Source organism: Vibrio profundi (assembly GCF_043642225.1).
GTDB classification, from domain to species: Bacteria; Pseudomonadota; Gammaproteobacteria; order Enterobacterales; family Vibrionaceae; genus Vibrio; species Vibrio profundi_A.
This window is the reverse complement of record NZ_JBHZSF010000004.1, coordinates 301,137-314,913: the sequence shown is the minus strand read 5'-3', so window position 1 is coordinate 314,913 and position 13,777 is coordinate 301,137. Positions and strand designations below refer to the sequence as shown.

Sequence of the window (13,777 nt, the reverse complement as noted above, 5' to 3'; positions counted from 1 at the left end):
ACGTGGCGAACTACACCAAGCGTGCGCTTCCCGTTAATCTGCTATAAAGCTGATCGGAATCTCAGCAAGTTGCTTACCTTGGTTTCGAGGGTAAACAATATATTCGCCATGATACTTCACCGCAGATTTATAATCGGTCACTTTATGAAGCATAAAGCCCGCTTCCATTGCCGCCTCAATAAATTCAGCATGGTTACCGCGTACAAACCAATTCATAGGTTGTGTCATCAGTTCGCCTTCAAATGAGTCGTCACACTGCTTCGCGCACAACGCAAAAGAGTGGTCACCATCGGTGAAAAATTGAATTTTTCCACCAGTCGTCAGCTCATCTTCGCTCGACACGCTCCAACCTTTTTGGTACATCACTTCCATAAAGGCTTCTACATCACTGTCTTTAAGCTCTTTCAATTCCTCTCCTGCAGGAAAGAACTTTCCGTAGAAAGCAGAAATACGCTTAAACGTGAACATAAGGTCGGCTTGATTGCCCTTAGAGCGACCTTGCTTTTGCCAACGAGTTAAATCAGCTACGACGCTGCGGTCGTAAGACTGAGACTTTAACGCCTTAGTTACCCAACGAACTAAATAGTGATTATTACTAACAGGAGCATCAACCACCTTTCTCGTTTTATGTAATGCAGTGATTTCTTCTAATGCTGAGTTAACCAGCTTTTGAATTTCAATATAGTAGTTTGACATTACGCCTTCTTTCCTAATGTCCAATATAGTAATGCGGACAACACTGAACATGCTGCCATAACAACAATCATAGGCCACGCACTATGGCTTGGTAACATCGCGACAACAAGCCCAATGATTGAACCCGTACCAAACCTTAATGTTCCCGCTAATGAAGAAGCGGTACCTGCCATATTTGGATAACCACTCAACAGTAGCCCCATTGAATTACTGCCGATTGTAGAAAGCGTACCGATGAATAGCATCACAAATGGTACGATTCCCCACAGCCCAATATCTGCTAACCAACCGAAGACCAGACCAATACCCGCTAGCAACTGAACCGACAGACCAAACCTTAGCATGGTGTGTGAACCAACTTTTTTGACCAACCTACCGTTAATACTGGTCATAATGATCATCGCAACGATGTTCATACCAAAGAGGTAGCCAAACAAGTCAGGTCTAACACCATAAATATCGATGTATACGAACGAACCAGCGGTTAAGAATGCGAACATACCCGCGAACGAAAAAGCACCTGAAAAAATCAGCCCCATAACCACAGGGTTTTGACACAATCTTAAGTAGTTTCTTAGTGTTGTTCTTAATCGAAGCGGTTGCCTTTTTTCTACCGGTAGCGTTTCTGGAATTTTCCATAAGACAGCAACAATCACAAACACAGCAAATATAGCAAGCACCCAAAAGATTGAGCGCCACCCAAACCAAAGCGCTAAGTAACCGCCTATCATCGGTGCCACAAGTGGCGCTACCGTCATGACTAAGGTGACAAAAGACATGGTTCTTGCGAAATCTTCACGATCAAACATGTCGCGCACTACGGCTTGAATCACCACCGCCGCCGCCGCACCAGCGAACCCTTGCGCGGTACGAACGTAAGTTAACGCCTGGATCCCTTCCGTTGTGGCACTGACGACCGCAGCCACGCCAAAAAAGAATACACCGATAAGCAAGACAGGACGCCGGCCAAAGCTATCCGCGAGCGGCCCATGAAGTAGCTGACCAAGCGCAAAGCCCATGGTGTATGCGGTAAGCGTAACTTGAACTTCACCTGCGGTAACACCAAGATCTTTTGCGATCGTCGGCATAGCAGGCAAGTACATATCAATCGCTAAAGGGGTAAGTGCGCCAATTGCACCTAGAATCAAAAACAGCAACAGCCCTAGCTGGGGTGTTTCACGTTGTGTCGCGGTAGTCATAATTCTCCGATCTAGTCTTGTTACCTATGGGAGTTCCAATAGCAACATTAGCAATGGCTGAAACTATCCTAGTGCCAGTCAAAGAATTCAGCCGACGCTATCCATGGTCGGCAATCAAGAACCGGAAGTGATTACTTCCAGATAGAATCGACTTCTTCTTGAGTCAGGTAACGATATTCGCCAAGTTCTAGAGACTCATCCATTTCGATGTCACCGATTTTCTCGCGGTGAAGCGCTTCCACTTTGTTGCCTAATGCAGCAAACATACGTTTCACTTGGTGGTATTTACCTTCATGAATGGTTAGCAACACTTCCTTTTCCGCACGCACTTCTAAATGCGCAGGCAGCGTTAAGCCAGTTTCACTTTTCAGTTGAATGCCTTCTTTAAACTTCTCTACGTAGTCGTCTTCAACAGGATCTACCAACCATACTCGGTAAGTCTTCTGACACTTATGTTTTGGAGAAGTAATACGGTGAGACCACTGACCATCATCAGTAATCAGCACTATACCTGTGGTATCCACATCGAGACGTCCCGCAAAGTGCAGCTTGTCCATTTTGATTTCGTCTAGCAGTTCAAATGCTGTTCGGTTCGAACCATCCTCATGTGAACACACGAAACCTTCTGGCTTATAAAGCATGATGTAACGCGGGCCTTGAACACGTAATTCATTACCTTGCCATTCAACAACACACTCTTCGGTGATCTTAGTTGCACCACTTTTAACCATTACGTCATTCACTGTAACAGTTTTTGTTTTTAAAATTTGGGTTGCTTCTTTACGAGTTGCACCAAGTGCATCACACAAAAATTTATCTAAACGCATGAATACCTCATCTGATTTAAGTCAGGTATTATAGTCACCTTTGCACAATTAGTTGAGCTATTTCACACTATTTATTGTGTGCTTTACTTTCACTGACACAAGATACTGTATGTACACACTTCGACCTTACCAAGCCGACTCCGTAAAATCCGTCATTCACTACTTTCGCAAGCACCAAACCCCTGCCGTTTTGGTGCTGCCGACCGGCGCGGGAAAAAGCTTAGTTATCGCCGAATTGGCAAGGCTCGCTAAAGGGCGAGTGTTAGTATTAGCGCATGTGAAAGAGCTTGTAGAACAAAACCACGCGAAATATGAAGGCTACGATCTCAAAGGGTCGATTTTTTCTGCGGGCTTAGGTCGCAAGGAAACCGACCAACAGGTTGTTTTTGCTTCTGTTCAGTCCGTTGTACGTAACCTTGATTTGTTTGCGAACCAATTTTCTCTACTAGTGATTGACGAATGCCACCGCGTTCCCGATGAAAAAAATAGCAGCTACCAAAAAGTCATCTCTCACCTGCGTGAAATTAACCCAGGCATAAAAGTACTTGGCTTAACCGCTACCCCTTACCGTTTAGGCATGGGGTGGATTTACCAATACCATACTCGCGGTCAAGTTCGATCTGAAGAGCCACGTTTTTTCCGTGACTGTATTTTTGAGCTGCCTATTAGATATCTTTTAGATGAAGGATTTCTGACGCCCGCCCGAATGATTGACGCCCCTGTTCTGAGCTATGATTTTTCTAAGTTGAAACCAGCCAATACCGGACGATACAAAGAAGCGGAATTGGATATGGTGATTGAACAATCCAAACGCGCGACACCCCAAATTGTTGACCAAATCATTCAAATGGCACAAGACAAACAAGGGATCATGATCTTTGCTGCCACAGTTCGACACGCACAAGAAATATTAAGCTTACTTCCAGAGGGCGAAACCTCCATCGTCATTGGTGACACCCCTACCCTTGAGCGCGACCAAATCATCAACGATTTCAAACAAAGAAAAATCAAATTTTTGGTCAATGTGTCCGTACTGACCACCGGGTTTGACGCTCCACACGTTGATCTTATTGCCATTCTTCGCCCTACTGAATCGATCAGTTTATACCAACAGATTGTTGGCCGTGGCCTACGCCTTTCCGATGGAAAAGATGAATGCTTGGTTTTAGATTATGCGGGAAATAGTTACGACCTCTACCAACCAGAAGTTGGTGATCCCAAACCCGATTCTGATAGCGAGATAATCACCATCCCTTGCCCTGCCTGTGGGTTTAATAACAATTTTTGGGGCAAACTTGATTCAAACGGCTTCTTGCTTGAACACTTTGGTCGTCGATGCCAAGGCTACTTCACAGATGAAGACACAGGTGAAAGAGAACATTGTGGCTATCGATTCAGAGCCAAGTATTGCAATGAATGCGGCGCTGACAACGACATTGCAGCAAGAATATGCCATGAGTGTGATGCCACTCTTGTCGACCCAGATAAAAAGCTCAAAGAAGCCTTAAACCTAAAAGACGCACTCGTATTCGAATGTTTAGAAATGGATCTCAACGTTTTGAAAGATGAGAAAGGCAAATCACAACTCAAAGTAACTTACCGAGGTGAAAACCAAGCCCAAGTGCATGAGTTCTGGTCATTAACGACTAAGAAACAGAAGCAAACCTTTAAAGACCAGTTCGTACGCCCCCATTTAGCCGATAGACATCGGCCATTTGAAGAGTCGTCACCTACAAAAGTAGTCGCTAACCAGCACCGATTCCGTCCTCCGCAGTTTGTCATTGCCCGAAAATCCGGACGATTTTGGAAAATGCGTGACAAAATTTTTGAAGACGAACTACAAGATCGTTAACAAAAGTTAATTCACTTTCCATTCATGTTCACTCTTTTATACTGACGTATATCGACCTTAACTAGGATCAGCTATGTTACGTAAATCAACGATCGCTAATCTGTCTTTACTTTGCGTATTGTTACTTCCTCATGCTGCTTTTGCCGGAAAGCATGAAAATGGGCACGAACTGATACAAGATGTTCATAAAGAAGGAACTCGTATTGAATTTGATGAGGACCAAGATGAAGTTTATGACGCTGTTCAAGACGGATTGATCCGTCCTTTTTCGGAGCTTTATCAAGCGATTGAAAGTCAATTAAATGGTCGCGTCATCAAAGTAGAGCTTGAAGAAGATGACGATGAGTGGATTTACGAACTTAAACTCGTGCACGATAACAACATCATAAAGGTTGAGTACAACGCCACCACCTTAGAAATGATGGAAATCAAAGGTCGTAACTTACACGATGTGATAAAAAAATAACGTCTTTCGACCATAATAATGCTTAATAGCGATAATAATAATCAGTGGTAATCAAATGAAAATACTAGTCGTTGAAGACGATCCTCGTCTTGGTGAACAAATCATAGAAACACTTGAGTCAGCAGGATGGGTTCCCGAGCTTTCTCAAGATGGCATCGATGCCTTATATCGAGCGACCTCTGAAGAGTGGGATGCCATTGTATTAGATCTTGGTTTACCTAAGCTTGACGGCCTGACAGTGTTGAAAGGTATTCGCGATGAAAACATCAACACCCCTGTTGTTATCTTAAGTGCGCGAGATACATTGACACAACGCGTTGAAGGCTTAAATGCAGGTGCTGATGATTACCTAACCAAGCCTTTCGAGATGGTTGAGTTAATCGCGAGGATCCGCGCTCAGTTAAGACGAGCTTCTGGTAATGCGTCACCTGTTTTACAGATCGGTGATTTAAGCTTAGATACACGCAGCTCGAAGGTTCTTTGGCAAGGACAAGCCGTCAGCTTAACCGCCCTAGAATACAAAGTCGTCGCTTACTTCATGCATAACTCCGACAAAGTTATTTCACGTACTGAGCTAGTAGAACATATTTATAAACAAGATTTCGACCGCGATTCCAATACCGTAGAGGTCTTCATTGGACGCATTCGTAAAAAGATAGCCCCTAAGGTAATAAAAACGGTTCGTGGCTTAGGTTATCAGCTAAATTCAGAATAAGCTTAATAGGCGGTGAAGTAGAAGCTTCATCGCCTTTTCTATTTATCGTCCTTTCTTTGATTACTTGTAGGTGAGTTCATTTTGCCGAAAACAGTCCCACTATCGAAAAAAAATTTAAAGAACATTAGCTTAAAAAGCCGCTTGCTTCTTGCAGCGGCTTTTTGGCTTGGTGCTATGATCCTTGCTGCCGGTATTGGTATTCCAAAACTCGTCAACGACTACTTGGTTGACGACGTAAAGCAGCAGCTTAGCCTTGCCATGGATGAACTTACTGCCAATATCGAAACCGATAAGAATGGTGAGCTAGTCATGCTCGGCCGCTTATCTGATCCTAGGTTCTATCAACCTTACAGTGGCTTATATTGGTCAGCCATGACCAAGAGCCAAACCCTTAGATCTCGCTCCTTATGGGATAAAAGCTTCACCTTTAAAAAGAAACCACGAGACGTCATTATCTCTGGCGCAAAAGGAGAGCAGCTCATCTACATTAGTCAGTCTGTCTACCTTCCTGATTTAGATGAGCCCGTGACCATTACGATCGGTCTTGACGAAGATCCTCTCGAATCCACCCTGCATCAAATTACTGGGCAAGTTTGGTTAATACTTTCTATGCTTTTTGCCGGCGTCTTACTGTTAATCGGAATCCAAGTGAGCTGGTCACTATTGCCTCTTAATCGAATGCAACGTGAATTAGCATTGTTGAGAAAAGGGGAACAGCAAGCCTTAGGTGATAACTACCCTAAAGAAGTGTCTCCTTTAGTTTCAGACCTCAACGCCCTTTTATTCCACTATCAGGAGTTGTTAGAACGAGCGAGAAACCATGCAGGCAACCTGTCTCACGCATTGAAAACGCCATTATCGGTTTTAAAGAATGAAGTCAGCACCTTGCCACAAGAAGATACGCAGAAATTCCGCGAGCCTTTAAGTCAAATCCAAGGGCAAATTGACTATCATTTAGGTCGAGCACGGATGGCTGGCTCCATGAACATCCTATCGGTAAAAGCGTCACCGAGTGAGCGTATCGACGCTATTTCAATGGCCTTTGATAAAGTCTATGCGCAAAACGACATCACTTTGATCAATGAACTTGAATCGGAACTTGAAGTCGCCGTCGATAAAACAGACCTCGATGAAATGGTCGGCAACCTGCTTGAAAACAGCTATAAATGGGCGAATAGCATTATACGAGTGCACGCCGAAACACTAAACAACGGCAATGTCGCCATCACGATTGAAGATGATGGCCCGGGCATCCCTCAAGAGAAACTGAGTCAAGTTACTAAACGCGGAGTGCGACTTGATGAAACTACGCCAGGAACCGGCCTGGGGCTCAATATTGTCAGTGAAATGGCACACAGTTATCGTGGGAACCTAACGCTTACTCAAAGCTCTATGGGTGGTTTAAAAGCGACGCTTACACTGAATGAATCTCAACAATAAAGCATCGCTTAAAAATTATTCTTAACCATAAAAAATGGCAGCGTTAAGCTGCCATTTTTCCTTTACAACGTTGCGATTTGCGAAGTTATCTCTTCAACTTGTTGGGTCACAACCAACACTCTGCCATCGCTGTAATAATCATGTGCTTCATCAAGCGCAACGGCTGTGGTAAGAGGTTCAATGCTCACTTCTAAGTTAGGAAGTTGACTGGTAATCGCTTGTTCAAGCTTATCTCTTTCTTTATCCACGTTAGGGTTAATACTGTGCAAAACCGTAATGATCCCTGAATATGGGGTCAATTTTAGTCCGTTGTCGTAACTGATCGCCCCCATCCAAATCGGTTGCCCAGCGGCGTCTACCCTATCTGCTTTCCACCAACGGATATGACTGCGTTGCATTAAATTACCAGGAAGTTGAAAGGCCATATCTTGAGGGCGTTGCTGCCAAAATAAATCAGACACTGGAGGTTCTTTACGTTTTAGCAACCCGATGTAGTCTTTCCACTCAATTTCATCTCTGGAGAACGTTTGGTTTTCTATCCAACCCAACGTTTCCATCATAGGTTTTGGCGAATGCCCAATAAACATCACGTTCACGGCTTGCGCATCAAAAAACGAAGACTTCCCCGCATACGCTTTATAGCTTTCAATTTCAGAAGCCACCGCTGTTGACGCACTCGTCATACCTGTAGCTTTGTCTTGAAAGTCATCTGCAAACCAAAAAAAATGGCTGTAGTTTGTAACGAGTTGCAGCACCAGAAACAATGAGGCTAGTTTAATCGTCAACTTTCGCCACTTACGCTTATATCCAATAAAACCACAAACAAAAGTTAGCGCAATGCTGAGTAACGTATACTGATGCTCCAGAACAAAAACTTTTGCCTCATGCAGCATCGGAACTTGTTCTACTCCGTATGCAAGAATAAATCCCCAGAAGATAAACTGGCTTCCGCCTATCAATAAACCTAGCGCCGCTAGTAGACTAAATTTTGTCCACGGCGTCTTATTTGTCCCCGCAATAAAAGGGACAACCCAAGCAACCGGGCCAAGTAAGCGAGCAAACGCAATGACATAGTGCCCTTTTTTCGCCATTAAATAACGGCAACGAGCAATGGCTCTGCGTGTTTTAGGTTGCACCCTTATGATTTTACGTTGTGCTCGGTTACCCACCTTGTAACCAATCCAATAGCTAAGCTGGTCCCCGAGTAAACCACCTAACATTACTGCAATCACCCCCAACCACACCCCATTGTGCAGTTGGTAACCAGCTGCGATAAAAAAAGGTTCTCCCGGAACAAATAAATTAGGCCCAATTAACGCATCCAGCAACGCACCGAAAAACAGGCCTGATCCCTCAAACATGACGTGACTCTCTATCGTTGCTCGTTGTAGTGGCCGAACTTATATTCCATTTCGTTGTTTCGCATTTCACCAAAAAAGACACGTCGCACATTGGCTTTAAAGTAAGTGAAGCCCATTTTTAGAATGCCATCTTGATCCAACCTTCTTGGGTCGAAACCGAAGGTGAGATTTAGAAAACGGAAACGCCATGTTTTACTTGCTCGATTCACATAGTCACAGTCTTCGCAAAGGGTAATACTTTCATCAAAACCTCCTATCTCGTTATGAGCTCGCTTTGTTGAAAAAATACAAGCGCCAACAGCCGTTGGGAATACATACTGAGTGACAAATAGCCCAAGGTTAAACACGCTATATCCAGCCTTATGCGCTAATGGCAACTCTTTCGCCCCCATGTATACACCTGCCACTTCAAGCTTTTTCTCTCGAAGCTGACATAAGGCATTCGCTAGAAAAGTAGGTGACAGTTGGACATCGGCATCCAAAAACAAAACGCGTTCATATTTGGCTAACTCAGCCCCGGTATTACGGCCCAAGCTCACGCCTCTCGTCTCCATTTTGTGTACCGTCAGTTCCGGAATCGAGCTTTGATACGCTTGAACGACTTCACAGGTATTATCGTCGCTGTTTGAATCCACCACGATGACTTCAAAATCCTGATGCGTTTGCTTGCTTAAATCGTCCATTAGGCGGCCAATTCGTTTTTCTTCATTTAAAGTGATGACTACAATACTTACTGCTTCCATGGTTTTACCTTTTGTATGTGGGAATAACTTGAATACAAAGGTAACGTATTGGTTATTAACCAATACTTAGGCAAATGTTCATATTCAATTCACAATATGAATAGATAATCCAATAACGCCTTCTTTACAAAAACACCTTTACTTGTACAAGTTCCAAGCAAACGCTCTAAAAAGGTTAGATATTTCACTGAAAAGGAAGGCTTACTATTGCCCGAAGTATAAGAGGATGTTAGTATCCGCGCTCGCTCAAACAGGAACTTGTTCTTGTATGAGCATTAGCACACTGACAAGGTCGCATTGTCGTGTGAAATTAAACTTTTACTAATTTGAGAGTAAAACTATGAAATTCGAAGCAGTAGTACGTACTGAACTAGGTAAAGGTGCGAGCCGCCGCCTACGTCACGCTGGCAAATTCCCAGCAGTTGTTTACGGTGGTGAAGCAGCACCAGTATCTATCGAACTTGTTCACGCTGACGTGATCAACCAGATGGATAAGCCAGAATTCTACGAAGCAATCACTCTAGTGATTGACGGCGCAGAAGTTAAGGTTAAGCCACAAGACGTTCAACGTCACGCGTTCAAGCCAAAAGTTGAGCACATGGACTTCATCCGCATCTAATTCCCTACCAAGGAATTAGTTGGATAAATCCAACCTTTTGCATAAATAAGATGATCGACCTTACCAATCGAGAAGTCTAAAAATTAGAAACCCCGATGCTACCAACATCGGGGTTTCACCGTTTTTGAGCCCTCAAAAACGCCATAAATCTCGCGCAATACACTGAAAATAATCAACTTTCCTCTTCCTACCTTACCCCTACTTTTCTTAATTTCTTGTTATGCATCTAGAAGTTTTTCCATTAGAACCGCTTTTTTTTCCGTAACTAGAAGATACATTAACTCCTTTTATCTCTTGGAAACCAAGTATCGACCAAAAGCTTTCCGCACCTTGTATCGCGACTAGACTTATTCTGTTAATTCATTTTTGTTGTGCCACTTCAAACAACTTTAGGGCTGCAGCTCGGCCTATTCCCTTCCCCTTTGATTGAGGGCTGATTGCAATATCATGAAGATATAAATACTCGCAGTTTTCGACATTTGGTAAAGGCTCAAACAGTTTTAGAGGAGAAATTCCACGCCACGGATGGGCTAACAAGTAACCGACTACAGATTCACAGTCTGACAAGCATACAAAGCAAGTATCAGGAGATGCGTCATTTTTACTTTTGAGTACATCTAGTTCTTCACAACCAATCTCCCGATAAGATTTATCCTGTATTTCTAAAATACTATTCCAGTGTACTTCTTCTATTTCTCTAAATATCATACGATTCCTCGGCCCCATAACGCTAAGCTAAGTTACAGCTAACACCGCACTCAACTAACCACCTTAACCAAAAAACTCTCACCCATTAAAACATACTAATTAGCAACACCGCTGAAAATAGACCGGCAACAAAACTTGATAGATGAAACGATTGTTTTTTTGAAACCTTATACTCTCGTGATATTTCTTCTTGAAAACTTTTTGTTGCTAACTCTTTTACGTAATTATTTTGCATAACCTACCCCTTTTGGCTCATTTGGGGTAAGCATAAAACCTCAAGTTAAGTTGAGGTCAACCGCATTATCAAACTCCAGAAATTTATCTAGATTGCCAGTTTCGACACTCAGACAAATCTAAATATCACCCACAGTCCTGACTCCAAGCGAAATTTCATGCTCGTATGAATGCTTTGAACCATCGCTAATTAATCGAGCTTATACCCTTTTGGGATATACACTTGTCACGTCCCCCTTAATAAGCCCTTTGAAATCGCAACCCTTATTCATGGTTTATAGTTAACACTATCAGTTTCGAATACATGCGGGCTAAGAGGTTATCGACATGGCTAAACGTTTTTCAATTTCGCGGAAAATTTATCTAGGATTCGGCTTTATGGTTTGTATCTTAGTGGCAATCTCTACCGTCGCAGTACTCTCTCTCGATGCTTCAGAAAAAGGATTCAATGAGTATCGAAGCTATGCCAGAAATACAAATAATGTCGGCCGAATTCAGGCGAATCTACTCAGTGTTAGGATAGCGGCACAGCGCTATATTATTCATGGCGAGCAATCGGATTTGAGGGCTTCACAGCGACGCTTTGAACTGTTTAAAGAACTGATGATTCAGTCAAAACTTGAGGCTATTAACAAGAATCAGTTACAAACCTATGAAGAGATTGAGCGACTGTTTAACCAATATATTGAAGTTTTTGAAGAAATAGAAAAAAAGATCAATGCTCGTAATGAGGTAGTAAATAGCCGACTTAACGCTTTAGGTCCATCGTTAGAAGTGGCGCTATCGAAAATTCTGGTTACAGCTAAAAACGACAACGATACTGAAGCTGCCTACTCTGCCTCTATTTCAATGAGGAACCTACTGTTGGCGCGTCTGTACGTGATGAAATTCTTGGACACCAATGCTCTACCAGAACAAGAGAGAGTCATTAAAGAGTATCAAGAACTCCAAGCCAATTTAAGCCAGTTGGACGTCGAATTGCAAAACTCGGAACGTCGACAACTCTATGCTGATGTAAGACAAAAGCTGCCTCAATATATAGAGGCCTTTACTGAGTTAGTCGAACTCATTAAAAGTCGTAACGAACTTAAGAGAGATCAACTAGACAGAATTGGTAGTCAGGTCGCCGACATTGCAGAGAACTTGAAACTTGACATCAAAAGGTCCCAAGATACCTTAGGCCCAGATTTAAAAGAGAAAAAAGAAGGGTACCTCGCCTTCTTTGTTTTATTCAGTAGCGCTGCGTTTTTTATTGCTAGTACCATTGCATTTGTTATGGCGAGAACCATAACAAATCCAATTCAAAAAGCAGTGAAAGTTGCGAATCAACTCGCGGACGGTTACCTCACCATACCTATTCAGGTGACGACAAAAGATGAGACTGCAGAGTTACTTAATGCGATGAAAAAGATGGTCGCCAAGTTCAAAGAGGTGCTCTTGCAAGTGAATGGCTCCGCAGATCAATTAGCCCAAGCCTCCAATGATGTAAATAAGAATGCAAGTACAATTAATGCCTCGGCTCAGCACCAAGCGGAAAGTGTCAAACAAACCATTGAAGAGCTGGAGCGAATGACCTCATTTATTAACAAAAACAAAGAGGTTGCTATTGCAACCGATGTCTCGACAACACAAGCATCAAGTGATACCGAAAAAGGTGGTAAAGCAGTTGCAGAGACTGTGGATGCGATGAAAACCATCGCGCAGCGGATAAACATTATTGACGAGATTGCTTATCAAACTAATTTATTGGCGCTCAACGCAACCATTGAAGCCTCGAGAGCTGGTAAATTTGGCAGCGGTTTTTCAGTAGTGGCAGCAGAGATTCGCAAATTGGCAGAGCGTTGCCAGATAGCAGCTGAAGAAATAGGGAAAATTGCTGATAACAGTGTCGTATTGGCAAACAAAGCGGGTCAATTACTTGATGCCCTTGTTCCTTCTATCGATCAAACTTCAACGTCAGTTCAATCGATTTCTGAAGCCTCAATTGAGCAGTCACAACGTGCTAAATCGGTGAACTCAAGTATGAAGTCACTCGATCAAGTCGCAACCTCTAACCTAAAATCGAGCCAAGATTTACTTAGCACCGCAGCTCGAATGGATCACGAATCTAACTCTTTAAGGGAGGCTATTTCATTTTTTGATATATCGAGTTCTTCAGTGACGCCAAAAATTGATCCATTTGGCGCCCCTAAATCATCAACCTAAGTAAGTATCCGTGATCCTTGTCTACTAAGCTCTTAGATATACGCTATGAAGCGTCGATTAATTTATGGTTACGCATCACTCACGTGAGCAACCGCATCTCGAACTAGTGCACCTAGTTCGTCCCATTTCCCTTCATCCATGAGTTTTGTCGGAACCATCCAAGTACCACCACAAGCCAGCACTGATGGTAAAGACAAGTACTCATCCACATTCTTCAGACTCACACCACCAGTTGGCATAAAGTTAACAGGGTAAACAGCTGTAAGTGCCTTTAGCATGCCTACGCCGCCAGAGGCTTCTGCTGGGAAGAACTTTAGAGTACGTAGCCCCATGTCCATCGCTTGCTCAACTAGGCTTGGGTTGTTGACACCAGGAACAATTGCGACACCTTTATCAATACAATATTGCACGGTGCGAGGGTTGAAACCAGGGCTAACAATGAAATCTACGCCCGCTTCGATAGAGGCATCTACCTGCTCATTAGTTAGCACAGTTCCTGAACCAATTAACATATCAGGGAACTCTTTACGCATTAAACGAATCGCTTCAATGGCACACTCGGTACGAAGAGTAATTTCGGCACAAGGCATGCCATTTTCAACCAATGCACGGCCTAGTGGAATTGCATCTTCAACTTTGTTTATTGCAATAACAGGAATAACTTTTAGGTTTGCTAAATGTTCATTTAACGTAGTCATTAGGACTCTCTCTT

At 43.1% G+C, this 13,777-nt stretch carries 14 protein-coding genes; 6 read left to right on the top strand and 8 right to left on the bottom strand.

From position 1 onward, the window contains the following. Window positions 1–33 precede the first annotated feature (33 nt). The 3 genes from ACHUFI_RS09790 to rsuA all read right to left on the bottom strand — a co-directional run bounded on the left by ACHUFI_RS09790 (window position 34) and on the right by rsuA (window position 2,722). On the bottom strand, window positions 34–696 hold the full coding sequence (locus ACHUFI_RS09790) for a DUF2913 family protein (protein WP_394248600.1): 663 nt from the start codon (window positions 694–696) through the stop codon (window positions 34–36). Further along, window positions 696–1,895, bottom strand: coding sequence for a Bcr/CflA family multidrug efflux MFS transporter (locus ACHUFI_RS09785; protein ID WP_394248598.1), 1,200 nt, complete (start codon window positions 1,893–1,895; stop codon window positions 696–698). The genes ACHUFI_RS09790 and ACHUFI_RS09785 overlap by 1 nt, the downstream gene beginning before the upstream one ends. A gap of 131 nt (window positions 1,896–2,026) precedes the next feature. Beyond that, entirely contained in the window at window positions 2,027–2,722 is a 696-nt protein-coding gene (gene rsuA / locus ACHUFI_RS09780) for a 16S rRNA pseudouridine(516) synthase RsuA (protein WP_394248596.1), read from the bottom strand. A 109-nt stretch (window positions 2,723–2,831) separates the two neighbouring features. Between rsuA and ACHUFI_RS09775 the strand changes: the two genes are divergently transcribed. From ACHUFI_RS09775 to ACHUFI_RS09760, 4 genes are all read left to right on the top strand, one after another. Further along, window positions 2,832–4,574 carry a DEAD/DEAH box helicase gene (locus ACHUFI_RS09775; protein WP_394248594.1) on the top strand — a complete coding sequence of 581 codons (1,743 nt, stop codon included), beginning with the start codon at window positions 2,832–2,834 and terminating at the stop codon, window positions 4,572–4,574. 73 nt (window positions 4,575–4,647) lie between these two features. Beyond that, window positions 4,648–5,040, top strand: a complete 393-nt coding sequence (locus ACHUFI_RS09770) for a PepSY domain-containing protein (RefSeq protein WP_394248592.1) — start codon at window positions 4,648–4,650, stop codon at window positions 5,038–5,040. Window positions 5,041–5,095: 55 nt separating this feature from the next. Further along, window positions 5,096–5,755 (top strand): response regulator transcription factor, encoded by a 660-nt coding sequence (locus ACHUFI_RS09765; RefSeq protein ID WP_394248590.1) that lies wholly within the window; start codon window positions 5,096–5,098, stop codon window positions 5,753–5,755. An 81-nt stretch (window positions 5,756–5,836) separates the two neighbouring features. Further along, window positions 5,837–7,195: an ATP-binding protein gene (locus tag ACHUFI_RS09760; protein ID WP_394248588.1), complete on the top strand. Its 1,359-nt coding sequence runs from the start codon at window positions 5,837–5,839 to the stop codon at window positions 7,193–7,195. Window positions 7,196–7,257: 62 nt separating this feature from the next. Here ACHUFI_RS09760 and ACHUFI_RS09755 read toward each other — a convergent pair whose 3' ends face one another. Together ACHUFI_RS09755 and ACHUFI_RS09750 are read right to left on the bottom strand one after the other, a co-directional pair. Continuing rightward, complete coding sequence (locus ACHUFI_RS09755) at window positions 7,258–8,556, bottom strand: LssY C-terminal domain-containing protein (RefSeq protein WP_394248586.1); 1,299 nt, start codon at window positions 8,554–8,556, stop codon at window positions 7,258–7,260. An 11-nt stretch (window positions 8,557–8,567) separates the two neighbouring features. After that, on the bottom strand, window positions 8,568–9,299 hold the full coding sequence (locus tag ACHUFI_RS09750; protein ID WP_394248584.1) for a glycosyltransferase family 2 protein: 732 nt from the start codon (window positions 9,297–9,299) through the stop codon (window positions 8,568–8,570). Window positions 9,300–9,639: 340 nt separating this feature from the next. On the opposite strand from ACHUFI_RS09750, the gene rplY reads away from it, so the two are divergent. Beyond that, entirely contained in the window at window positions 9,640–9,918 is a 279-nt protein-coding gene (rplY, locus tag ACHUFI_RS09745; RefSeq protein ID WP_394248582.1) for a 50S ribosomal protein L25, read from the top strand. 360 nt (window positions 9,919–10,278) lie between these two features. Here rplY and ACHUFI_RS09740 read toward each other — a convergent pair whose 3' ends face one another. Together ACHUFI_RS09740 and ACHUFI_RS09735 are read right to left on the bottom strand one after the other, a co-directional pair. Continuing rightward, window positions 10,279–10,626, bottom strand: a complete 348-nt coding sequence (locus ACHUFI_RS09740) for a GNAT family N-acetyltransferase (protein ID WP_394248580.1) — start codon at window positions 10,624–10,626, stop codon at window positions 10,279–10,281. An 85-nt stretch (window positions 10,627–10,711) separates the two neighbouring features. Next, entirely contained in the window at window positions 10,712–10,861 is a 150-nt protein-coding gene (locus ACHUFI_RS09735; RefSeq protein WP_394248578.1) for a hypothetical protein, read from the bottom strand. Window positions 10,862–11,187: 326 nt separating this feature from the next. On the opposite strand from ACHUFI_RS09735, the gene ACHUFI_RS09730 reads away from it, so the two are divergent. Then, window positions 11,188–13,065, top strand: a complete 1,878-nt coding sequence (locus ACHUFI_RS09730) for a methyl-accepting chemotaxis protein (protein ID WP_394248576.1) — start codon at window positions 11,188–11,190, stop codon at window positions 13,063–13,065. 68 nt (window positions 13,066–13,133) lie between these two features. Here the strand turns inward: ACHUFI_RS09730 and ACHUFI_RS09725 are convergent, their stop codons facing one another. Beyond that, window positions 13,134–13,763 (bottom strand): bifunctional 4-hydroxy-2-oxoglutarate aldolase/2-dehydro-3-deoxy-phosphogluconate aldolase, encoded by a 630-nt coding sequence (locus ACHUFI_RS09725; protein WP_394248574.1) that lies wholly within the window; start codon window positions 13,761–13,763, stop codon window positions 13,134–13,136. Window positions 13,764–13,777: the final 14 nt, after the last annotated feature.

Coding starts and splice junctions, on each gene's coding strand:
- ACHUFI_RS09730 (WP_394248576.1), top strand. CDS start 11,188: ATGGCTAAACGTTTTTCAATTTCGCGGAAAATTTATCTAGGATTCGGC.
- rsuA (WP_394248596.1), bottom strand. CDS start 2,722: ATGCGTTTAGATAAATTTTTGTGTGATGCACTTGGTGCAACTCGTAAA.
- ACHUFI_RS09750 (WP_394248584.1), bottom strand. CDS start 9,299: ATGGAAGCAGTAAGTATTGTAGTCATCACTTTAAATGAAGAAAAACGA.
- ACHUFI_RS09740 (WP_394248580.1), bottom strand. CDS start 10,626: ATGATATTTAGAGAAATAGAAGAAGTACACTGGAATAGTATTTTAGAA.
- ACHUFI_RS09770 (WP_394248592.1), top strand. CDS start 4,648: ATGTTACGTAAATCAACGATCGCTAATCTGTCTTTACTTTGCGTATTG.
- ACHUFI_RS09790 (WP_394248600.1), bottom strand. CDS start 696: ATGTCAAACTACTATATTGAAATTCAAAAGCTGGTTAACTCAGCATTA.
- ACHUFI_RS09725 (WP_394248574.1), bottom strand. CDS start 13,763: ATGACTACGTTAAATGAACATTTAGCAAACCTAAAAGTTATTCCTGTT.
- ACHUFI_RS09735 (WP_394248578.1), bottom strand. CDS start 10,861: ATGCAAAATAATTACGTAAAAGAGTTAGCAACAAAAAGTTTTCAAGAA.
- ACHUFI_RS09755 (WP_394248586.1), bottom strand. CDS start 8,556: ATGTTTGAGGGATCAGGCCTGTTTTTCGGTGCGTTGCTGGATGCGTTA.
- rplY (WP_394248582.1), top strand. CDS start 9,640: ATGAAATTCGAAGCAGTAGTACGTACTGAACTAGGTAAAGGTGCGAGC.
- ACHUFI_RS09785 (WP_394248598.1), bottom strand. CDS start 1,895: ATGACTACCGCGACACAACGTGAAACACCCCAGCTAGGGCTGTTGCTG.
- ACHUFI_RS09775 (WP_394248594.1), top strand. CDS start 2,832: ATGTACACACTTCGACCTTACCAAGCCGACTCCGTAAAATCCGTCATT.
- ACHUFI_RS09765 (WP_394248590.1), top strand. CDS start 5,096: ATGAAAATACTAGTCGTTGAAGACGATCCTCGTCTTGGTGAACAAATC.